Here is a 22,981-nt window from a genome sequence, read left to right on the forward strand (position 1 = left end):
AAATTGTCACCAATAAAAAACCCTCCGCATGGAGGGTTTTTTATTGGCTTTTGAGTTAGTGCTTTTGCAAGAGATAAATTTGAAATTGCGCTGTAACTTTAAACTGCTCACTGGCTTCTAATGCACTGCGACGATCTACCTTGGCTTTATAAGCATACGGGGTCATGGCAATCAGGTTTTTCAACTGCTGCTGATTTAAATCCAATTCTGCCTGAACCACCTGTGACTCAAGCAAAGTAAAATCAGAAGCCAATTGCTGCACAAACTTATCGGGTTCATGTGCCTTTACTTCTTCAAATAACGCTTCACGCAAAGCAAATAAATGCGCTGGGGCTGGCGTCACCACCAACAAATAACCTTTGTCCTTCAGCACACGCAGAATTTCTTGTTGCGGAATCGGACTAAATAAACTGCTGCACAAATCAATCGATTGATCTAAGACAGGCAATGTTGCTCCTGTTCCGACGACCCAAGTCACTTCACGGTTTAACTTGGCGGCCACCTGTACTGCATTTTTGGCAATATCCACCCCAACACATTGCAGCACTTCAGCTTGCATGGCACTGGTGTAATAGCCTTCACCACAACCAATATCTAAGAGGTTTTCAATGCGTAATTGTTGCAGTTTCTCGACTACCGCCTGCTGTAGCGGGGCATAAAAACCAGCACTTAAAAATGCGCGACGCGCCTGTACCGATTCTGGGGTATCGCCCGGGGTTTTACTGTGCTTATGCTGCACGACATGCAGATTCACATAGCCCTGCTTGGCAACATCATAGCTATGATGATTTACACACTGCCAGGTCTTTGCTACTAAACTCAATTTCTCACGACATACTGGGCACATGAGTAGATTCATCATTTTCTCCAACTTTCTGCGTTTACATATAAAAAAAGGCCAGCAAATGCCGACCTTTTGATATGTCTTTGGCTTAGCGCAATTTTAAGGTCATTAAGCCCAAAACCACCAGCATAATCGTAATAATCCAGAAACGAATCACCACCTGCGTTTCACGCCAGCCTTTTTTCTCATAATGATGATGTAATGGCGCCATTAAGAACACCCGCTTATTGCGCATGCGCAAGGAACCGATTTGTAGGAAGACGGAAACCGCTTCAACCACAAACACCCCCCCCATGATCGCAAACACGATTTCTTGACGCACCATCACAGCAATTGTACCGAGCATCGCACCCAATGATAAAGCACCCACATCCCCCATAAATACTTGAGCTGGATGCGCGTTATACCAAAGGAAAGCCAAACCCGCACCAATCATGGCGGCACAAATCACCACCAACTCAGATGAATATTTAACATAAGGAATATGCAAGTAATTGGCAAAACGTACGTCACCCGCAAGGTAAGCAAACACGCCTAAACCCGCAGCTACCAATACAATCGGCATAATCGCCAGACCATCCAAACCATCGGTCAGATTCACAGCATTGGATGCCCCATTAATCACCAGATAGGTAAAGATAATAAAACCAATACCTAAAGGGATTGCTGAGAATGGAATACTAAGATTCTTAAAGAATGGAATCAGCAAATCCAGCATATTGGCTGTATGAATCGGATTATCTTGTTGTTTAGCAATCACATACAAGGCGATCCCCGCACCGAGCGATGCCACCGACGTCCAGAAAAACTTCTTCCGTGCCGGCAAACCCGCATTGTCTTTATAACGGATTTTAATCCAGTCATCTGCCCAGCCCACGGCACCAAAAATCACCATGACACCTAGCACAATCCAGACATAGGGATTAGATAAGTCCGCCCAGAGTAAGGTTGAAATGCCGATGGAAAGCAGGATTAAAACCCCACCCATGGTCGGAGTACCCATTTTCTTGGCGTGATTTTCAGGTGCAAAAGTACTAACCGCCTGACCGTACTTCAAGGCCTGTAATTTACGGATCATGACTGGCCCTAACACCAGACCAATCGATAAAGCCGTCAGGACACTCAATAATGAGCGCAGGGTTAAATAACGTACCACTTGGAATGAGCTGTGATAGCCCGCAAGCTGCTCAAATAGCCATAACAGCATTTTAAAGTTTCTCCATCAAGTCAGTCATCAACGTTTCCATATGGGTATAACGAGAACCTTTAAACAGGAAACTCATCGACTGGGGTTGATGTGTTTCGACTAAACTAATTAAAAAAGGTAAAGCTTGTTCTTGATTCAAGAATGCCTGTAATTTCTTACCATATTGGGTACTGCGGGCACCTTCTTGTGTGGCAGGCGCAAATTCACCCACCGCCACCACAAAGTTAATGCCTTTGATCGAAACCAGATCACGTCCTAACAGATAATGTTGCTGTGCTGCACTTTGACCCAACTCACCAATATCACCAATCACCATCACGCGAACGCCTTCTTGCTGAGCCAAGACCTCACCTGCCGCCCGCATCGAAGTTGGGTTGGCATTATAGGTATCATCAATAAACAAATAGGGCGCTTTGTGAATAAAATTCAGTCGCCCTTTTGCGCCTTGCGCCTGTTCGAGCCCCAAAACAATGTCATCCAAATCAATACCGATTGCCAAGGCAAAAGCGGCAGCAGCGGTGGCATTTTGCACATTATGCTCGCCTGCAAAAGGTAATTGGACCATACGTTCGCCTTGCAGAGTATGCAAGGTAAATGTCGCGGATTGCGGTTGCAACTGGATATCAGAGGCAAAGATCTCGCCTCCTGACCCAAAGCTTAATACTTGCTGGCTGTGTACCGCATTTCGAATACTATCGGTAAAATCATCGGCAGCCGGCACAATGGCTGTTCCCGATGGTGCAATATGCGCATAAATCTCGGATTTTGCGCGGCAAATTCCCTCACGCCCACCAAACTCACCCAAATGTGCCGTACCAATATTTAAAATTCCAGCAACCTGTGGTTGAACCAGTGCCGAGGTATAATCGATTTCACCTTGATGACTGGCGCCGAGTTCCATTACTGCATAACGATGCTCGGCACGCAGCTCAAGCAACATCATCGGGACACCCAGATCATTATTTAAGTTACCACGAGTAATCAAGGTTGGCGCTAGACGCGATAAAATACTGCCCAACATTTCTTTGGTGGTGGTTTTTCCACTACTGCCCGTTAAAGCGATGACCTTCAACTGCGGATGTTGCGCACGTCGATACGCCCCCAAATGCCCCAAGGCCAAACGCGTATCCGATACAACCAACTGACAAATATCCGCATCGACAGGATGGCTCACAATCGCGACCTGACAGCCCTTCTCAGCCACTTGTGCAACAAAATCATGTGCATCGAAACGTTCGCCCTGCAATGCTAAAAAGGCATCACCCTGCTCGGCATGACGAGAGTCGGTCAGAACGCGTTTAATGGCAGTGTCTGGCACCCGATCATTCAGCCAATAACCCTGTGTGGCATCTTGCAATTCGGCCGCAGTCCACGGCTCTAATGGAACAGTACTGGTAGTTGATGTATGCATCTATATTTCCTATTACGCAGGATATGCTGAATCAGGGAGATGGTGCTGGGCATCTATTGCGGCTTGTACTTCAATCACATCATCAAACCAATGGCGTACGCCTTCAATTTCTTGATAGTTTTCGTGCCCCTTGCCAGCAATGACCACGATATCGCCTGCCTGAGCAGTTTGTACAGCAAATTTGATTGCTTCACGACGGTCACGAATTTCATGCACCACATGTCCAGAAAAATCAATCTCCGCTTTCATATCTGCAAAAATCTGTTCAGGATTTTCAGTGCGTGGATTGTCAGACGTCAATAATACGACATCAGCCCCTTCGAGAGCCGCTTGAGTCATCAGTGGACGTTTACCACGATCACGATCTCCCCCACAGCCAAAGACTGCCCATAAACGCTGCTCAACATGACGTTTTAAAGTACGTAGTACCTGCACCAAAGCATCTGGAGTGTGGGCATAGTCCACGACAAATAATCGTGCATCATCACGGATGACTTGCATGCGCCCTGGGGCACCTTGCAGCTTCGGTACACTGGCAATCAGTTGTGACAAGTCAAATCCAGCCTGTTCTGCAACGATCAGACTAGCAACCAAATTTTCAATATTGAAGTGTCCGAGCAACGGACTCTGCACCATAAACTGTCCATGCGTAGTTTGCAGACTAAACTGTGCGCCTGACAGGCTATACTGGATATCACGCACTTGATAATCTGCAGCCTGCGTCATGGAATAGGTCAAAATTTGTGGTTGTGCAGGATTGGATTTTGCAGCAGCCAACATCAATGGCGCATATTCATCATCCATATTAATCACAGCCACTTTTAAAGACTCAAATTTAAACAGAAGCGACTTAGCTTCTGCATAAGCTTCAAGCGTACCGTGATAGTCCAAATGGTCACGACTTAAATTACTATAGGCCGCAATCTCAATCGCACAGCCTGTTAAACGCCCCTGCTCCAAACCATGTGAACTGGCTTCAATCGAAGCAAATTTTGCTCCTTGTTGTGCATAACTGTGCAAGGCATTTTGCAATTGCAGTGCATCAAGCGTGGTATGCGAAGAACTTTCCAGATTCGGCAGAATTCCATTACCTGTGGTACCCATTACGGCACAAGGCTGACCTTGCAGCATAAGCAACTCTGCAACCAAGCGTGAAATCGTGGTCTTACCATTGGTTCCTGTCACCGCGAGAATCTGTAAGGCCTGCGTCGGAGAGACCGCATTCAAATAGTGCTTTTGCCAACCCCCCATCAGATGACGTACGTTAGGCACCACCAAACTTGGTGCTACAGCCAACTCGGTTTCACTAATAACCGCCAATGCGCCTTTAGCAATTGCTGTCTGGGCAAATTGCACGGTTTTTTCAGGTTGGCTCAGGCTATTTAAGGCAATAAATATTTGTCCAGTCTCAACATAGCGGCTGTCTAGGCAAAAACCTTGGAAAGGTTGTTGCATCCACCCAGTGATCTGATCAGAAGGATACAGTTCTTGAAATGTAATTGACATTCAGCACCTATTACTGGATTTTTGGCGTGTCTAAAGGTTTATCTAAAGGCACATTCATTAAACGAAGAGATTCTTGCATCACACGAGCAAATACAGGAGCAGCGACTAGACCACCATAATATTGACCTTGCGGGTTTTCCACGACCACAAAAATAGCCAATCGAGGATCACTCACAGGGGCTACCCCAGAGAACAGGGCACGGTATTCTTTTTCCGAATAGCCTTTACGGTCAGCACGCAATTTATGCGCGGTTCCTGTTTTACCTGCCACACGGTAACCTGGAATATTGGCCTGACGTGCTGTCCCCCCCGGCAATGTCACCGCTTCCATCATCAGCAAGACTTGATCGGCAATTTTCGGATCAATCATTTGCTGACCTTTTGGCGGCTCTTCCAACTTATACAAACTTAATGGAACCTTCACCCCATGATTAGCCAACATGGCGTAGGCATCCACCATTTGCAATACCGTGGCATTAATACCATAGCCATAAGCCATGGTCGCGACTTCAGAGACATTCCACTTGCTTGGTGGGAGCACTAGACCAGAACTTTCACCAGGGAATTTCACCGCTGAACGCTCACCAAAACCCACCCGTTTCAAGAAGGTCGGTAAAGTGGAATACGGCAAAGACAAGGCAATTTTTGCCACACCGACGTTAGAGGATTTTTGGATAATTCCCGCCAGCGTCAATTGACCGTAGTTGTGGGTATCACGGATGGTATGATTCCCCACACGCATCGAACCCGGAGAGGTATTCACCACAGTTGTAGGCTGATATTTACCAGTTTCCAAGGCCATTGCTACCGTCAAAGGTTTCATGGTTGAACCAGGTTCAAACATGTCTGTTGCACCGCGGTTCCGCATGGCATCTTTGTTGGCTAAACCATTTTTATCATTCGGGTTATAGGATGGCCAGCTGGTCATCGCCAAGATTTCACCCGTTTTCACATCTACGGCAATGGCAGAAGCAGAACGGGCATTATTGGCAACACCTGCGGCTGTCAGTTCACGATACAGAATATATTGCAGTCGTGAATCAATACTCAGGGTTATGTTTTCACCAGACTCGACTTCTTTAATCACTTCAGGGTCTTTGACGCGATTGCCCTTTTTATCGCGCACCACTTGCTGCTCGCCGTCAATGCCCGCCAAACGCTTATTGAGCTGCATTTCCAGACCTTCAATCCCGACCCCTTCACTATTGGTCAAGCCAATAATCTGCGCATTCGGTTGTGGCTGCGGATAATAACGTTTGTAGTTTTTCTCAGTATACACCCCTTGAAAGTTACGTTTTTCAATCAGTTCCGCCTGCTGCGGAGGAACTTCTTTTTGCAACACCAAGTAACGCGAACGTGGACGTTCATTCAGTTTTTTCTTGAGTTCGGCACGATCCATGCCCACAGCATCTGCCAGCTCGTCTAAGTTTAAGTTCTTATCGGGTAACTGACGCTTTAACTTACGATTATGTGGATCATTGGCCAATTCAGCCGTAATTTCATCAAATAGCTTTTTATTATCAAAATAATCACGCGGGTCAATCACCACCTTCATCACAGGGGTACTGATTGCCAAAGGTACACCATGACGATCATAAATCACACCCCGCATGGCTTTGAGTTTTTCTGTGCGCAAAATATTGGCATTGGCTTTATTTTGCAAGAAGTCACGGTTGATGACCTGCACATAGAAGGCACGCCCCACCAGTGCCACAAAACACATGAGGACCACGGCCCACATTAAATAAAAACGCCACATCTCGACGCTGATGGCATTTTTTCCCGTAATCGACTGCTGCTTTTTACGTGGTTGCTTGATCTGCTTGTCTACCATATACAGCTAGCCTTATTTATTGTCATCTGAAGTCATAGGTAAAGAAATCACTACAGTTTGCGCTGTCGGGGGTGAGTACATCCGTAACTGGGTCACTGCTCGGGTGCCGATTTGTGCCGTAGCGCCAAACGTCTGCTGTTCAATCAACAGACGTCCCCACTCAGCATTCAGATCATCACGCTCGCGCATAAACGAACTCAGCTCACGATAATCATGACGGTATTCAAACACTTGAAATACCACCATGATTGCGCTGATAAACACCAAAATGAGCATGCAGGCATAAGTAATATATTTTTTCGTCCGCAATTTTTCTGCTTTCTTTTCGACTGCTTCAGTTTTCATTGTTCGCCTTTATTAAACTAAGCGTTCCGCAACACGAAGCCAAGCACTACGGGAACGTGAATTGGCTTTTACTTCTTCATCGCTGGCACGTACGCGCGATATTTTCTTTAAACGACGGGTATCTTGCTGTTGTTGTGGTAAACCCCATCCTGTGTCTTCAGGCAATGTCGATTCTTTTTGAATAAACTGTTTAATCAAGCGATCTTCCAAAGAATGGAAGCTAATCACTGCCAAACGACCTTCAGGCTTAAGCACCTCAACTGCTTGAGGGAGGAAAGCTTCAATATCTTCTAATTCTTTATTAATCGCAATACGTATCGCCTGAAATGTCCGTGTTGCCGCGTGTTTATTTTTTTCCCATTTTGGATGCGCCACTTTCACGATTTCAGCCAATTGACGCGTGGTGTCAATCTGACCCGCAGCCTTAATCGCTTTGGCAATACGACGGCTATAACGCTCTTCGCCATACTGAAAAATGACATTGGCCAAGGCTTCTTCTTCAATCTTCAACAACCATTCTGCTGCAGTTGGACCTTGTGAGTTATCCATACGCATGTCCAACGGACCATCCTGCATAAAGCTAAAACCGCGCTCTGCCTGATCTAACTGAGGAGATGACACGCCCAAATCGGCCATGACGCCATCGACCTGCATCAAGCCCAAGGCTTCGAGTTCTTGTTTTAAATCGGCAAAGCTGGCATGAATAATATGAAAGCGTGGATCTGCTGCAGCCAATTCTGCTGCAACCGCCAAGGCTTGTGGGTCCTTATCAAAGGCGTAGACCTGTGAATTTTCATCTAATTTTGAAAGCAATAAGCGGGTATGCCCACCTCGACCAAAAGTGCCATCGACATAAATCCCTGTATTCCGACCTGCCAATAAGGCATCCACAGTTTCATGAAGTAATACAGAAATATGAGACATAATAGTGCAATCAAACTACGAAAAATTTAACTGCACATTATTACCTTGTTTTAGTAAAGCTCCAAACGTCTTTTTGTAGGGAAATATTACTTTTCATAGAGAAAACCGTTTCTATTGTATTGTCCACGCCCTAAAAGCCACTTGACGAGTCTTTTTTGTCTGTTTTTAGCGAGGATTAATTGGCTTGATTATAAATTTGATCAAAGATTGCGCCATTCACAAAATGCGTTTGTTGCGCTTTGGCCCAACCGCCAAACACATCACCAATGGTGAACAGTTTAAGCTTCGGGAATTGGGCTGCATACTTAGCAGCGGCTTGGGCATTGCGTGGGCGGAAATAATATTGAGCTGCCAAATCTTGCCCTTTGGGAGAATACAAATAATTTAAATAGCCTTTGGCTAACTGACGATTGCCATTTTTATCGACCGTTTGATCCACAATCGCAACCGAAGGCTCTGCCAAAATTGAAATGGACGGATAAACAATTTCAAATTGCCCTTTCGCCAAACCTTTGGTCGCCAGCAAAGCTTCATTTTCCCACGACAGCAATACATCCCCGATACCTCGTTCGGCAAACGTGGTTAAGGAGCCTCGCGCCCCCGAATCTAATACTTTGACATTGCGATAAAGGTTTTTCACCAACTCACGCGCCTTAGCATCATTGCCCCCAGGTTGTTTCAGGGCGTAGCCCCATGCGGCCAGATAAATCCAGCGCGGTGCACCACCCGTTTTCGGATTAGGCGTAATAATTTCCACTCCGGGTTTAACCAAATCATTCCAGTCTTTAATTTTTTTAGGATTGCCCTTACGCACCAAAAACACCACGGTTGAAGTATAGGGGGCTGAATTATTCGGGAATTCTTTTTGCCAGTTTTTATCGATATACCCCGCTTTCACAATCTCATCAATATCATTGGCGAGCGCCAAAGTCACAACATCGGCTTCCAGACCTGTTGCAACCGCTCGTGCCTGCTTGCCCGACCCGCCGTGTGATTGCTTGAATGCAATCGCCTGACCCGTACGCTGCTTCCAGTATTGAGCAAATTCTTTGTTATATTCTTGATAGAATTCACGCGTAGGATCATAAGAGACATTTAAGAAACTTTTTGCCGCAAAGACTGGCCCAGAAACCCCTGCTAAAAGCGCGATCCCGATCGCAAAGATATTTTTATTCATTGTGTGACTCTAAATTACTATTTAAAACACTATATTTTTAATAAAATTAATTAACAATCATATGCTTATACTTAATTTATCGTAGTATTTCTAATTTTTAGATATATAAAATGTTGCAAAACAAATAGCCAAAGAGGCTGAACAAATGTCATGAAATGATCTAAAATCTGTCACAATATTACAATCTTCATGATGTCTTCATATTTATTTGTTACAACAACTCCATGAATTTTTCACTCTCGTTCAACAGAGTAAAATCATTTAGATTTTCTTGTCTTTTTGTAAAAAGTGTGACGTAAGTCTACTTTTTGGTTTCTAAAGATGTTTAAATTGTAGCTATAGTATGCAGAACAGTATTTTATAAGAATAGTTCTCAACTAGTTGGGTCAAAGGGGAAATTGAAATGAATTTACATTATTTTCAAGCCATCTGCTTAAGTTTAAGCTTGGGTTGTGTGGCGCAGGCAGGTCATACTGCTGCAATTAAAGCGACTATGGGTAAAACGGTCGCGCCTGAAAAAGTGTCTTTAATTGAAAAAGCACTGAATCAGCAAAAGCAAGGTGACAATTATTTACAAGCAGACAATAACTTGAAAGTTCTGACCGCCATTAAAGTTGCCCCAACACAAAGTTTCTTTGCGACACAAAACCAACGCTTCTCGCGTTTTTTGCAAGCGATATTCCCACAAAATAATTCTTGATCCAAACCGCCAATTTTTACCCCTTTAAAATTGGTGTCTGGCCCAATCACAAATGTTGAATTAAGCATTAAGTGATTGGGCTTTTTCGTTATAATAGCCTCAGCTTACCTTTTGAAAAATATTGTTATGACTATCCGTACCCGTATTGCTCCCTCACCAACAGGCTTTCCTCATGTAGGAACTGCCTACATCGCGTTATTTAATATGTGTTTTGCCAAAAAACACGGCGGTGAATTTATCTTACGTATTGAAGATACGGATCAAGTTCGCTCGACCCCCGAATCTGAAAAAATGATTTTAGATTCTTTACGCTGGTTAGGTCTGAATTGGTCTGAGGGACCAGATGTGGGCGGACCTCACGCACCTTATCGCCAGTCTGAACGTATGCATATTTATAAACAATATGCCTTGGAATTGGTGGAAAAAGGACATGCGTTCTATTGTTTTGCGACGGCAGAAGAATTAGACCAAATGCGTGAAGAACAACAAGCACGCGGTGAAACAGCAAAATACGATGGTCGTGGTTTAAAACTCACTCAAGAAGAAGTGCAGCGTCGCCTTGCAGCGGGTGAGCCACACGTGATTCGCATGAAAGTACCTGAAGAAGGTACATGTAAAATCAATGACTTGTTACGTGGCGAAGTGGAAATTCCTTGGGCTCAAGTCGACATGCAAGTGCTGTTAAAAACAGACGGATTGCCAACCTACCACCTTGCTAACGTGGTCGACGATCATCTAATGCAAATTACCCACGTCCTTCGTGGTGAGGAATGGCTGCCTTCTGCACCTAAACACCAGTTACTTTACCAATATTTCGGCTGGGAAATGCCAACCTTGTGTCATATGCCGTTATTGCGTAACCCAGACAAATCAAAACTGTCTAAACGTAAAAACCCAACGTCAATCAATTACTACCGTGACATCGGGGTATTGCCAGAAGCCTTATTGAACTACTTAGGGCGTATGGGCTGGTCTATGCCAGACGAGCGTGAAGTCTTTACTTTAAATGACATGGTGGAACACTTTGATGTAAAGCGTGTTTCTTTGGGTGGTCCAATCTTTGATGTGGAAAAACTCAACTGGCTGAATGGTCAATGGATCAAATCATTGACACCGGGTCAGTTGCTGGATCGTCTATTAAGCTGGAAGAGTGACCGTAACACTTTAGAAGATATCGCAGCTGCAATTCAGCCACGTATTCACTTACTGTCAGAAGCAGTGAATTGGGCAGGTTTCTATTTCAACCATATGCCGCAAATTAGCAAAGAACAGTTTGAAAGCAAGAAATTGACTGAAGAACAAGTGCGTCAAAGTCTACAGTTCGCGATCTGGCGCTTAGAAAGCCAGTTTACTTGGAACAATGACACGGTCAGCCAAATCTTGATGGATTTAGCCAACCAAATGAATATCAAACTGCGTGATTTCATGCCTGCGTTCTTTATTGCCATTGCAGGTTCAACCTCATCGACTCCTGTCATGCAGGCGATGGTGACTTTAGGCCCTGATTTGACCTTCGCTCGTTTACGCCATGCCCTTGAAGTGGTTGGTGCTCCGAGCAAAAAAGAAGCAAAAGTCTGGGAAAAACTGAATGAAAGCCTAAAATTGCCGAAAAATGATGCAATTGAACAAGCTTAATTAAATTAGCAGTTGACGTGTGATCGGAATATGCCTAATATTGCGCTCACACAGACTGGGGTCATAGCTCAGTTGGTAGAGCGCTACAATGGCATTGTAGAGGTCAGCGGTTCGATCCCGCTTGACTCCACCAAACAATCGTTTTACCTGTGTTGCCTCATAAGTCCCTATCGTCTAGAGGCCTAGGACATCGCCCTTTCACGGCGGTAACCGGGGTTCGAATCCCCGTAGGGACGCCAAATTCAAAAAGCCACTGTTCAACAGTGGCTTTTTTATTGCCGTAATAACCTGATTTCAATAAAATAATCCGAAATATTTTGGCTCAGTCCAACATTCCGCTAAACTAAAGTCAGATAAAAATGATGGAGCTGAAATGCAATACCGTTGCCCAAAATGCCAAAGTCCTAAAATTATGCCTGTAGCACAAGCCAATGCCCCAGCTGCACGTCCTGTCGTGCCGAAAAGTCTGGTGTTCTTGGTTCCCTCAATTTTTGTATTGCTACTGTTGGTTTTAATTAGCATTGCCATGTGGCTGTTTGGTGATGGTGCTGGTTCGACCTTGCAAATTGCAACAGTGATTGCCTTTGTGTTTTCTGTTATTTCAGGCTTCTTGTTTTACCGCGATTTACCTGACTTCAAAATTTCTATGCAATCTTTTATGCAATCACAAAAGAAATGGAAATGCCGCGAATGCGAGCATGAGTGGGAAATCTAAATCTCCCCCAGTTCACATCAGCTTAATGCTGATGTGAATGATCATGCCCTTGTGCTTCTAACTGTACGGCGTGGTCGGCATGCTCAAGATGTGGCTGACTATGCCGATGTGCCAAGCATTCATCATCTTCAATCTGTAAAGTCATTTCGGCAATGCCATGTTGCCGCTGTAACATCGCTGCGGCTGCCTGATATAACATTTTCTGATCGGCCTGGGGTGCATAGAGATGCACAGTCAGATGAATGTTTTTTGAACTAATGGCCCAGACTTTTAGTTGATGAATACTTTCAACTTCTGGCAATTGCAACAGATCATTCCGCAATTGTTCAATGTCAATTTCTTCAGGCACCCCTTCCAAGAGAATATTAATACTCTGCTTGAGCAGCACCCAGGTGCGGGGCAATACCCAAAACCCAATCAAGACTGCAATCAGCGTATCCACCCAAAACCATTGGGTAAAATAAATCACAATGGCGCCAATGATTACCCCAACCGAACCTAGTGCATCACTCAGCACTTCGAGGTAAGCCCCTTTCACATTTAGGCTTTCCTGTGCACTGGAAAATAAAATACGCATAGAAATCAGGTTAATAATCAATCCCACCACTGCCACAACCAGCATGCCTAAGCTTTGAATCTCAGGGGGATGGCTAAAACGCTGATAGGCTTCATACAAAATATACACCGCCACCACAAATAGCATCAGGGCATTGAACAGCGCCGCCAAGATTTCAAGGCGTTGATAACCAAAGGTCCGTTTATTATCGGCAGGGAGTTTGCCGAGTCGAATTGCCACCAATGCAATTGCCAAAGCGGCAGCATCGGTAAACATATGCGCAGCATCAGACAGCAGGGCCAAACTTTGCGTGATAAAACCCGCAACCACTTCAATCACTAAAAACAGGCTGGTCAATGCCAAGGCAAAGCTTAATTTTTTGGCATTTTGTTCAGTGACTTGTGCATGTGAATGATCATGCCCATGTGATCCACTCATTTTCCGCCCTCTTTTGATTTTTCTGATTATCACTTTAGTCTTATTTCAACTGGAGTTTAAGACTTTTTCACTTTTCAAAGTTTATGAAAATAATTATCATTTACAATATTAAAACTACACGTGGAATCTTGATGAAAATATTGCTCTGCCTCTCCATTCTATGCGTTTGCAGCACAAGCTTCGCCCATGAGCCCTTTGTTGCCCCTTTGGCGTATACAACCGAAAATACTCAAATTCCTGTAATTGCTGGCTATGCCGAACAAGCCTTACAACCTGAGTACGCCCTCAAGGACCTCCAATTAACGGTGATCCAACCTCAGCAAACCCAAGTCACCCTCGATGCTCAAGCACTCAAATCCATGAGTAGCTTTCATCTGCCATTACCTGAACAGGGTACTTATACCCTCTACACCAAAACCGCCTACCCGATTCAATATGTCAAACATCAGCAGCAATGGAAAATCTTCGCAGATGTTCCCGCAGATCAAGTGCCTGCCATCACGGAACGCGATTATGTGATTGCCAGTGACTTTAACGGTAAGTTACCAAAGAAAGTCGAAACCGTGCGTGAATGGACGCTGCAGACCTATCTCAGTAAAGGCTCGCCTTCAGCTGTAGCCAACACCACTGCACCCATTCAGGTCAGCTTTAACACGCATCCAAATCAATTGGTTGCCCAGCAAAGTATTCAGCTCCAGATCAAAAAAGACAATCTGGCTTTCACCACAGCGCAAGTAACTATACGTGCCCAAGGGGCAACTGAAGCACAAGCCCAAGATATTGCAGTACAACCCGATGGTACAGCCCGCTTCAGCTTCCCACATGCAGGTCAATATCTGGTGGAAGTTACTGAAAAAATCGATCCTCAAGCAATGCCTAAAAATCAGAACTACACCATCATTAGCCTGCAAGTTGCTCCGCCAAAATCATAAGCAAAGGAACAACTGCGATGCGCTCGTCATCGCAGTTGTGCTCCCTTTAATCTAAGTTTCGTGGTTTGCTTTCATTCATCCAGCGATACAGCACGGGCAACAGTACCAACGTCAACAAAGTCGAGGAAATAATCCCTCCAATGACCACAGTCGCTAAAGGTCGTTGCACTTCTGCCCCCGTGCCTGTTGCCACGGCCATTGGGATAAAGCCCAAAGAGGCCACACACGCAGTCATCAGCACTGGGCGTAGTCGCAAAATAGCTCCTTGCCAAGTGGCATGATACACATCGAACTGCTGGCGCAATTCCTTAATAAAGGTCAGCATCACCAGACCATTCAACACTGCCACCCCCGACAAGGCAATAAAACCCACCCCTGCCGACATCGACAGTGGAATATCGCGTAACCACAAGGCAATTAATCCACCACACAGTGCAAACGGCACGCCAGTAAAGACCAGCAGGCTTTCTTTGACATTATGAAAAACCGCCATCAATAAAATAAAGATAGTGATTAAAGCCAAAGGAATGACCAACTGCATGCGTGCTGCCGCAGAAGCCAGATTCTCAAATTGACCGCCATAATCCAGCCAGTAACCTTCGGGTAAATCCTGTTCAGCCAATTTACTTTGTAGCTCCTGCACAAAGGAACCCAAATCTCGCCCCTCGACATTGGCTGTGACCACCACACGACGCTTGCCATCTTCACGGCTGACTTGGTTAATGCCTAAAATGGTGTCTACTTTGGCTACATCTTGCAGTTGAATCAGCCCGCCATTGGCGGTTTGCAGCGGCAGCACTGCCAAATGTTGAGGTGTACGCTGCTGATCATCCAAACGAATGACAAAATCAAAACGTCGATCCCCTTGGAGAATCTGCCCAACATTTTGCCCTCCGACACTGCTGGCGACCAGATCTTGAATGGCTTTAACCGACAGTCCATATTGTGCCGCCAGTGCAGGATTCACTTCCACATTCAGCAAAGGCAAACCACTGGTTTGTTCAACATTCACGGCGGTTGCCCCCGACATGCTCTGGATTTTTGCTGCAATCTGTTGTGCTTGTTGATTCAGCACTTGCATGTCATCGCCAAAAATTTTAACACCGACATCACTGCGTACCCCTGAAATCAGCTCATTAAAACGTAGTTCAATTGGCTGGGAGAACTCACTGTTATTGCCCGGCAATGTTGCCAGAAAAGCAATCATGCGTTGACGCAGCGTATCTAGGCTCTGCTTCGGCTCGGGCCATTGTTCACGTGGTTTTAACAGTACAACGGCATCGGAAATATTGGGCGGCATCACATCGGTTGCCACTTCCGCTGTGCCGGTACGGGCAAAAATGGCTTTAATTTCTGGAAATTCTTTTAACAACAATTTTTCGGTATTTTCCTGCATACGCAGCGACTGCTCTAAACCGGTACTCGGAGAACGCATCTGCTGTACTGCAAAATCGCCTTCACTTAATTGTGGCGCAAATTCACTGCCGACTTGCGTCGCTAACACTCCTGTGAAAAACAGCATACATAACGCCAGCGTGAGCACCAAAGCCTTAAAGTCATACGCCCAATTCAACAAACGGGTATATTGCTGCTTCAGCCACAGCATCCAGCGGCTTTCCATTTCCTTAACCTCACTTGTCACCCACAACGCCACTGCCGCAGGCACAAAGCTGATAGAGAGAATCATGGCTCCCAGCAATGCCAACACCACAGTCATCGCCATAGGGTGAAACAGTTTGGCTTCTACACCAGACAACGCAAAAATTGGGAAATACACCACCAGAATAATCAATTGCCCGAAAATTAAAGGTCGTCGTGCCTGTTTTGCGGCCAAAAAGACTTCTTGAAAGCGTTCTGCACGAGTCAGTAAACGACCATGTCGATGTTGGGCTTCTGCCAATCGGCGGATACAGTTTTCAACAATCACCACTGCACCATCCACGATGATGCCAAAATCGAGTGCGCCCAGACTCATTAAATTGGCACTGATGTTTTGCTTTGCCATGCCCGACAAAGTAAACAGCATTGAAAGCGGAATCACACAGGCGGTAATCAGGGCAGCGCGAAAGTTACCCAGAAACAGAAACAAAATGACGATGACCAGTATCGCGCCTTCGACCAGATTTTTCTGAACCGTTTTAATCGCCCGATCCACCAAACTGGTACGGTCATATACGGTTTCAATCACCACCCCTTTGGGTAACGACTGTTGCACCTGTTGCAGTTTGGCATCCACTGCCTGCGCAACGCTGCGGCTGTTCTCCCCCATCATCATCATGGCAATGCCTAATACGGTTTCTTCGCCGTTATAGGTTGCTGCACCCGTACGTAAATCATGCCCGATCGACACGCTCGCGACATCGGCTACGCGAATCGGAAATCCGTTTTTAGTGGCAATGCTGACATTTTGAATGGCTTCAAGATTATTTAAAGTGCCAGGCACACGCACCGTCAGTTGTTGCCCATTCTGCTCAATAAATCCCGCTCCTCGGTTTTCATTGTTTTCAGTCAATGCGACTTGCAAATCAGCCAATGGGATTTGCAATTGTTGTAAGCGTTGCAAATCTGGTGTGACCACATAGGTTTTGTTATAACCACCAATCGAATTAATCTCGGCTACCCCTGCAACGCGTTGCAACTGCGGGCGTACAATCCAATCCTGAATTTCACGCAAATCCATGGCGCTATAAGGTGTTCCATCGGCCTTACGCGCATTCGGTTCCGCCTGAATGACCCATTGATAAATTTCTCCAAGCCCGGTAGAAATCGGTGACATGGTCGGTGTCATATCCTCAGGAAGTTCCGCTTGCGCTTCTTGCAAACGCTGGTTAATCAACTGTCTGGCCCAATAAATATCGGTACCATCCTGAAAAATAATAGTGACCTGCGACAACCCATAACGGGAAATGGAACGGGTTTGCTTTAATTCAGGCAAGCCTGCCATCGCATTTTCAATCGGATAGGTAATCCGTTGTTCAACCTCCAGCGCGGTAAAACCTGTGGCTTGGGTATTAATTTGTACCTGTGTGTTGGTAATGTCAGGCACGGCATCAATCGGCAATTGTTGATAGCTATAAATGCCAACGCCAATCCAAGTCAACACAAACAGCATCACCCAAATCGCGTTGCGAATCGAAAACTGGATGATCCGATCAAACCAGCCCTCAGGCTGAGGTAGGCCATCGGTACTTTGCTGTGCTGGATCGGCATCGGGTGAAAGAGGCTGATTAGTGTGCATGACTCGCCTCTCCTTTTTCTAACTCGGATTTGAGCAAGAAGCTGCCTTGTGCGGCATATTTTTGCCCTTGTTCCAGTCCAGAAAGCACTTCAATCCATTGACCATCGCTAGCGCTTGCACCCAGCTTGACTGGCTGGGGAGCAAATTCAAGCTTTTTTCCATGCTGCTTGACCACAAACACATGATCTTGGTCTTTCACTTTCTGTACCGCACGCGCCAAAATACGTAAGCCTTGCTGGGCTTGCTGCTGCTCTAACTGCACATTGACCATTAAATTGGGACGTAATTCGGATGCTGTAGATAAAACTTTGGCGCGGACCTGTAAGCGCCCCGTTTGCGCATCGGCTTGGCTATTTAGACTTTGAATTTGTGCTTTAAATTGATTACCCGTTTGTAGAGATTTAAAGGTAATGCTTTGATTCGGCATAATTTCAGCAAATTCACTACTCGGTGCAATAAATTCCAGCCATAACTGATCCAGCTGATCAATCACAAATAATTGATCCGCCAGTTGCACATTTTCGCCCAAGACCAAATCTTTTTGGCTGATGACGCCAGCAATTGGTGCCGTCAGTACATAGCGACCTTGGCTGCTGGTTTGCGCACCTAAGGCTGATAAACGGGCACGCGTGGCACGCACCTGAATCTGCGCCTGCTGAAAAGCGTGATAAGCACGCTGATAATCCTGTTTAGCAGAAATTCCTTCATTCCACAGTTTTTTCTCGCGCTCGTAGTCCTGACGTGCCAGTTCCAAATTGGCTTGCTCGGCTTGTAAATTGGCTTGTTGATCAACTAAATCGGGTACCAACAGACTGGCCAGCGCCTGTCCTTTACGCACCTGCTGACCCAATTCCACATAGACCGCCTCGACATGTCCAGCAAATGCTGGTGCAACATGCGCTTGACGATCAGTATTCAGCACCAACTTGGCTGGATAAGATGTCGATTTCAGCACGGGACCTAATTCTGCTACCGCCAGTTGAATGCCTTGTTCCGTTAGTTGTTGGGTGCTTAATTCAATCGCAGCCTCATGCTCCTCTTCTTCCTGATGTTCACCTTGCTCAGCATGCTCACCGCCTTCGGTATGCCCATGCTCATCTTCAGTTGTAGACGGCTTTTCTTTCAAGAATAAAACCCCGATAGACCCCAATGCCGTGATGCCAATTGCCAGCACAATTAAAAACTTTTGGGAGATTTTTCCCTGTTGATTCTTCAGCTTATTTTGTAAATTCAACATATTAATTTCCCCCACCAATCACAGATAATGCTTGTGTGTCTTGCCACAAGGCTTGATTCATTTGTGCAATCGCATCTTTATTCATGACCTGCTCGGGCTGAATGCCCAAACTCAAACTTTCAGCTTCAAGTGCACGCTGCCAGGCATCTTTCAGTAATTGCACTTTACGCATACGCACCTCTTGTAACTGCAAGGTCGCTTGCTGGACCTCTAAAATTGAAAATTTGCCGACATTGAAGCCTTGCAGTGTTTTTTGTTGCACCGTTTGAGCTAAGGGAAGTTGAGTGTGTTGCAGCGCTTGAAACTGCACCGCCAACCCTTGTAACTCAGTCAATAAACTCCCGACGTGTAAGGCATTTTGTTTGAGGTAAAACCCTTGCTGTCGCTCTAGCTGAGTTTGCTGTGCCTGCGCAATCTGCCTGCCATATTGCTGATGATCAAACAGGTTTAACGGTACAGAAACCCCAACCACCAGAACATTATCTGCATTGCTTTCTAGCGTTTGACTACGATTAACACCGATATTCAGGGTGGGATTAGGACGGGATTGTGCTTTCAATTGCTCAATCTTGGCTTGTGATTCCAACACAGAGAGTTGGCGATGTCGTTCTAGTAAATTCGCTGCAAGATGCTGCTGCACTTGCTCAGCGGTTGTGGCAGGCCATAACTGTTGTGGAGACAATGCCACGGTCAAGTTCTTCTCTCGCTCTCCCCAAGCACTGGACAAGTATTGTTGAGCCACTTGAACCTGCAAATCGGCCTGTCGAAATAGGCGAAGATTTTCTGCATGGCTCAGTCGGGCACGATCTACATCCACCTGTGCCACACTCCCTGCCTGATAACGCTTTTGAATGGCTTGGAGATTTTCTTCACTGACCTGAAGTTGCTCTTGCAGCACCTGACGTTCCAACTCAAATGTCGCCAGTTGTGACCACAAATATTTCACGGCCAGCCCGAGCTGTACCTGATAAATCTGCTGTTTTAAGGTGGTTTGCTGCTGTGCCAGCTGGGCACGTTTTTGCTTGGCTTGACGCTCACCAAATAAATCCAGACGCTGTGAAATCCCCAGTGCAAGTTCCCGATCTTGATCTGAATGCAAGCCCGTTTGCTCTATGGACAACTCTGGATTTATCCACAGCTTTGCCTGTTTTATGTTCGCACCAGCAATCTGCTGTTGGGTTTGCCATACCCCTTGCGATTGTTGATAGTCGCTGGAACGTTGAATGGCTTGCGCCAAGGTTAAGGACTGAGTCTGGGTATTTGCCCAAAGAGACGGGCTGCAAAGTGCAAGACTTAAGCCTAGCGCAAATACACGATGGATTGAACGTGCGGTATCGAAACTGAAAGTTCCGTAAATTTTAAAAGACATGCTGATGCCCCACTAAAGTTAAAATTAGTGGTGGGCAATATTTTCGGCTACCCCACCTATAGCGGGGTTAAAACAGGAGGCGGGTTTGCGGGAAATAAATGAGGGGACTGATACAAGTTTTGCCAGTTGAACTGCACTTGCGTCAATATCGGAATAAAGATCGGAGATACGGCTGATTGCTGCGCTTCAGTTAGCATGATATGTGCAAACGAGGGTAAATGATCACTATGATCATCTTGCGCAAAGGCAGCAAAATCGAAAGCAGTTTGAACTTGAACGGTCGTGTTCTGCTCCATCCCATGTGCCTGAGACTCACAACTGACCGTGGTATGATGCCCAAAATGAGCCATCCGTGTGAGGCTTTTCGGCTCGGCTTCATGTACACAAAATGCTGCCGCCACATTCCAAAAACTTTGAAACATGAACAAACTCAACAATAAGGTAATCAAAAAACCAGAGCGTTTCACAGGATAAAATACGGTCGCTACAACTTGCGGACACTATAGCAGCTTCATTCATGTAATAAAATTACACTGTCCAGATTCGGCATCATCTTCACACAACATACAGATAAAAACCATTTTGTTACAATAATTTAATACATCCCGCTGCCAGACAGTTTAAATTAAATAATGACCACTGAGGTTGTCAGCAACAAGGAGGCGACGATGAATATGAAATACCTTAAAACAGTATGGACGCTGTTATTTCACACTCCCTATCACGACTTGGTCACTCCTGTATTAGACCTCGCAGGTGAACATGAATATCAGCGTGGGTTGCATTATGAGCAACTGGCATTGTGCGAACATTACCATGTGTTCATGCAAAACAAGGTGCTGCAAACGCCAGCGCCAATAGCGATCAAGCATTCGCCGATCTCTTCTAGCAACACTCGTAATGCGATGTGGTACTTTCTTCGTTCCGCCTTACGTGGTCATCCTGAAGCTGAATTTAAAATGGGCGTTGGCTATTTAAATGGTCAACTGGGTCTAGATCGTAATTATGAGAAAGCCGAGAAGTGGTTAAAAAGAGCCGCTCGAGATGGTCATCCCGATGCAAAACGCTGCCTGTATCATGCCTATAGTGAGTTGGCATTTTCATAAACACAACGCATAAAAAAACCAGCCCGTAGGCTGGTTTTTTTTATTGGGTGAAATTAACCACCAATCTTTTTGTATTTAGTCCGTTTTTGTACTGCATCTTCACCTAAACGCGCCAAGCGATATGCTTCATATTCCGCATAGTTACCTTCGTAGAACTCAGGTTGCTCGTTTTCAAATGACAAGATATGCGTTGCAATACGGTCTAGGAACCAACGGTCATGCGATACCACCATCACTGTGCCTGGGAAGACCAAAATAGCATCTTCAAGCGCACGTAAAGTTTCAATATCCAAGTCGTTCGATGGTTCATCCAGCAAGATGACGTTAGCGCCCATTTGCAAGATTTTCGCCAATTGTAAACGGTTACGCTCACCACCTGACAATTCACCAACGCGCTTCTGCTGGTCTTGACCTTTGAAGTTAAAGCGACCGATATAGGCACGTGATGCAATTTCATAATCGCCGATTTTTAAGATATCTAAACCGCCAGAAACTTCTTCCCATACGGTTTTGTTGTTATCCAAAGTATCGCGAATCTGACCAACATACGCCACTTTAACCGATTCACCTAAAGTCACAGTACCAGTATCTGGCTGCTGCTCACCCGTCATCATACGGAATAAGGTGGTTTTACCTGCACCGTTTGGACCCACAATACCGACAATTGCCGCTGGTGGAACCGTGAAGGTTAAATCTTTATACAACAAGCGACCATCAAATGATTTGCTGATGCCCTCAACTTCAACCACCTTGTTGCCCAAACGTGGACCAGGTGGAATGTAGATTTCAGAGGTTTCGTTACGCTGTTGGAACTCACGCGAGTTAAGTTCTTCAAAACGCTCCATACGTGCTTTGTTTTTCTTTTGCTGACCTTTCGCATTTGAACGAACCCATTCAAGTTCTTTTTTCAATGCTTTCGCAAAAGATTCTTCTTGCTTCTGTTCTTGCTCTAAACGGGCATTCTTTTGTTCTAACCAAGCAGAATAGTTGCCTTGATATGGAATACCCATACCACGGTCAAGTTCAAGAATCCATTCAGCGACGTTATCCAAGAAGTAACGGTCATGCGTAATCGCCACAATCGTACCAGCAAAGTCTTTCAAGAAGCGCTCTAACCAAGACACAGATTCTGCATCCAAATGGTTCGTCGGTTCGTCTAGAAGCAACATGTCTGGTTTAGACAACAATAAACGGCACAGTGCCACACGACGACGCTCACCACCTGAAAGCAACGTTACGTCTGCATCCCAAGCTGGAAGGTTCAATGCAGCAGCGGCTTGATCCATCTGGTTGCTGAGGTTATGCGCATCCCATGAATGGATAATCGCTTCTAATTTTTCTTGCTCTTTGGCTAATTTATCGAAATCTGCATCTTCAGCTGCATATTCAGCAAACACTTCATCCAAACGTGCTAAAGCATCAAGCGGCTCACGTAAACCATCTTCTACGTTGCCACGAACATCTTTATTTGGGTCTAAAGGTGGTTCTTGCTCTAGGTAGCCAATTTTGATACCCGGTTGCGCACGAGCTTCACCAGAGAAATCTTTGTCTACGCCAGCCATAATACGAAGCAAGGTCGATTTACCTGCACCGTTTAAACCAAGTACACCAATTTTTGCACCTGGGAAAAATGACAAAGAGATGTCTTTTAAGATTTCGCGCTTCGGCGGAACCATCTTAGACACTCGGTTCATCGTATAAATATATTGGGCCACGCAGGACTCCTCAATAGAAAAACCAAAAAATCGCAAACAGCGAAAAAATATTTTGGGGCATTATACGATGAATACGCTGAAAAAATAAGGCA

19 protein-coding genes and 2 tRNA genes are annotated in these 22,981 nt (G+C 45.5%); 7 read left to right on the forward strand and 14 right to left on the reverse strand.

Annotated elements, in window-relative coordinates; genetic code table 11:
• Positions 1 to 55: 55 nt before the first annotated feature.
• The 8 genes from ACX17N_RS06625 to ACX17N_RS06660 all read right to left on the reverse strand — a co-directional run bounded on the left by ACX17N_RS06625 (position 56) and on the right by ACX17N_RS06660 (position 9,248).
• The gene (locus tag ACX17N_RS06625) at positions 56 to 859 is read right to left on the reverse strand and encodes a putative RNA methyltransferase (RefSeq protein WP_458891755.1); all 804 of its coding nucleotides are present in this window, start codon (positions 857 to 859) and stop codon (positions 56 to 58) included.
• A 73-nt stretch (positions 860 to 932) separates the two neighbouring features.
• Complete coding sequence (gene mraY, locus ACX17N_RS06630) at positions 933 to 2,051, reverse strand: phospho-N-acetylmuramoyl-pentapeptide-transferase (RefSeq protein WP_458891756.1); 1,119 nt, start codon at positions 2,049 to 2,051, stop codon at positions 933 to 935.
• A gap of 1 nt (position 2,052) precedes the next feature.
• Positions 2,053 to 3,462 carry a UDP-N-acetylmuramoyl-tripeptide--D-alanyl-D-alanine ligase gene (locus ACX17N_RS06635; RefSeq protein ID WP_458891757.1) on the reverse strand — a complete coding sequence of 470 codons (1,410 nt, stop codon included), beginning with the start codon at positions 3,460 to 3,462 and terminating at the stop codon, positions 2,053 to 2,055.
• A 12-nt stretch (positions 3,463 to 3,474) separates the two neighbouring features.
• Complete coding sequence (locus tag ACX17N_RS06640) at positions 3,475 to 4,968, reverse strand: UDP-N-acetylmuramoyl-L-alanyl-D-glutamate--2,6-diaminopimelate ligase (RefSeq protein ID WP_458891758.1); 1,494 nt, start codon at positions 4,966 to 4,968, stop codon at positions 3,475 to 3,477.
• Between the two features lie 10 nt (positions 4,969 to 4,978).
• Positions 4,979 to 6,802, reverse strand: coding sequence for a penicillin-binding protein PBP3 (ftsI, locus tag ACX17N_RS06645; protein ID WP_458891759.1), 1,824 nt, complete (start codon positions 6,800 to 6,802; stop codon positions 4,979 to 4,981).
• A gap of 12 nt (positions 6,803 to 6,814) precedes the next feature.
• Positions 6,815 to 7,078, reverse strand: a complete 264-nt coding sequence (ftsL, locus tag ACX17N_RS06650; RefSeq protein ID WP_458891966.1) for a cell division protein FtsL — start codon at positions 7,076 to 7,078, stop codon at positions 6,815 to 6,817.
• Positions 7,079 to 7,159: 81 nt separating this feature from the next.
• Positions 7,160 to 8,071 (reverse strand): 16S rRNA (cytosine(1402)-N(4))-methyltransferase RsmH, encoded by a 912-nt coding sequence (rsmH, locus tag ACX17N_RS06655; RefSeq protein ID WP_458891760.1) that lies wholly within the window; start codon positions 8,069 to 8,071, stop codon positions 7,160 to 7,162.
• 175 nt (positions 8,072 to 8,246) lie between these two features.
• Positions 8,247 to 9,248: a sulfate ABC transporter substrate-binding protein gene (locus ACX17N_RS06660; RefSeq protein WP_458891761.1), complete on the reverse strand. Its 1,002-nt coding sequence runs from the start codon at positions 9,246 to 9,248 to the stop codon at positions 8,247 to 8,249.
• A gap of 403 nt (positions 9,249 to 9,651) precedes the next feature.
• On the opposite strand from ACX17N_RS06660, the gene ACX17N_RS06665 reads away from it, so the two are divergent.
• The 5 genes from ACX17N_RS06665 (at position 9,652) to ACX17N_RS06685 (ending at position 12,298) form a co-directional block, all read left to right on the forward strand.
• Entirely contained in the window at positions 9,652 to 9,948 is a 297-nt protein-coding gene (locus ACX17N_RS06665) for a hypothetical protein (protein WP_458891762.1), read from the forward strand.
• Between the two features lie 126 nt (positions 9,949 to 10,074).
• Entirely contained in the window at positions 10,075 to 11,583 is a 1,509-nt protein-coding gene (gene gltX, locus ACX17N_RS06670) for a glutamate--tRNA ligase (RefSeq protein WP_458891763.1), read from the forward strand.
• Positions 11,584 to 11,640: 57 nt separating this feature from the next.
• Positions 11,641 to 11,716 (forward strand) — tRNA-Ala (locus ACX17N_RS06675).
• 30 nt (positions 11,717 to 11,746) lie between these two features.
• A tRNA-Glu gene (locus ACX17N_RS06680) sits at positions 11,747 to 11,822 on the forward strand.
• A gap of 134 nt (positions 11,823 to 11,956) precedes the next feature.
• Complete coding sequence (locus tag ACX17N_RS06685; RefSeq protein WP_458891764.1) at positions 11,957 to 12,298, forward strand: hypothetical protein; 342 nt, start codon at positions 11,957 to 11,959, stop codon at positions 12,296 to 12,298.
• Between the two features lie 22 nt (positions 12,299 to 12,320).
• On the opposite strand, the gene ACX17N_RS06690 is transcribed toward ACX17N_RS06685, so the two are convergent.
• Positions 12,321 to 13,292 carry a cation diffusion facilitator family transporter gene (locus tag ACX17N_RS06690; RefSeq protein ID WP_458891765.1) on the reverse strand — a complete coding sequence of 324 codons (972 nt, stop codon included), beginning with the start codon at positions 13,290 to 13,292 and terminating at the stop codon, positions 12,321 to 12,323.
• A 131-nt stretch (positions 13,293 to 13,423) separates the two neighbouring features.
• Here ACX17N_RS06690 and ACX17N_RS06695 point away from each other — a divergent pair, with 131 nt between their 5' ends.
• Positions 13,424 to 14,224, forward strand: coding sequence for a DUF4198 domain-containing protein (locus tag ACX17N_RS06695; protein ID WP_458891766.1), 801 nt, complete (start codon positions 13,424 to 13,426; stop codon positions 14,222 to 14,224).
• 46 nt (positions 14,225 to 14,270) lie between these two features.
• On the opposite strand, the gene ACX17N_RS06700 is transcribed toward ACX17N_RS06695, so the two are convergent.
• From ACX17N_RS06700 to ACX17N_RS06715, 4 genes are read right to left on the reverse strand one after another with little or no spacing between them, the layout of a single operon-like run.
• Complete coding sequence (locus ACX17N_RS06700; RefSeq protein ID WP_458891767.1) at positions 14,271 to 17,462, reverse strand: efflux RND transporter permease subunit; 3,192 nt, start codon at positions 17,460 to 17,462, stop codon at positions 14,271 to 14,273.
• Positions 17,452 to 18,699, reverse strand: coding sequence for an efflux RND transporter periplasmic adaptor subunit (locus tag ACX17N_RS06705; protein ID WP_458891768.1), 1,248 nt, complete (start codon positions 18,697 to 18,699; stop codon positions 17,452 to 17,454). Before ACX17N_RS06705 ends, ACX17N_RS06700 begins: the two co-directional genes overlap by 11 nt.
• 1 nt (position 18,700) lies before the next feature.
• On the reverse strand, positions 18,701 to 20,068 hold the full coding sequence (locus ACX17N_RS06710; protein WP_458891769.1) for a TolC family protein: 1,368 nt from the start codon (positions 20,066 to 20,068) through the stop codon (positions 18,701 to 18,703).
• 56 nt (positions 20,069 to 20,124) lie between these two features.
• Complete coding sequence (locus ACX17N_RS06715) at positions 20,125 to 20,535, reverse strand: cation efflux protein, CzcI-like (protein WP_458891770.1); 411 nt, start codon at positions 20,533 to 20,535, stop codon at positions 20,125 to 20,127.
• A gap of 201 nt (positions 20,536 to 20,736) precedes the next feature.
• Here ACX17N_RS06715 and ACX17N_RS06720 point away from each other — a divergent pair, with 201 nt between their 5' ends.
• A complete protein-coding gene (locus ACX17N_RS06720) occupies positions 20,737 to 21,174 on the forward strand; it encodes a tetratricopeptide repeat protein (protein ID WP_458891771.1) in 438 nt (145 codons plus the stop codon).
• A gap of 53 nt (positions 21,175 to 21,227) precedes the next feature.
• Here the strand turns inward: ACX17N_RS06720 and ettA are convergent, their stop codons facing one another.
• Complete coding sequence (ettA, locus tag ACX17N_RS06725; RefSeq protein ID WP_458891772.1) at positions 21,228 to 22,889, reverse strand: energy-dependent translational throttle protein EttA; 1,662 nt, start codon at positions 22,887 to 22,889, stop codon at positions 21,228 to 21,230.
• Between the last annotated feature and the right edge of the window lie 92 nt (positions 22,890 to 22,981).

The sequence above is a fragment of the Acinetobacter sp. GXMZU3951 genome (assembly GCF_054457875.1).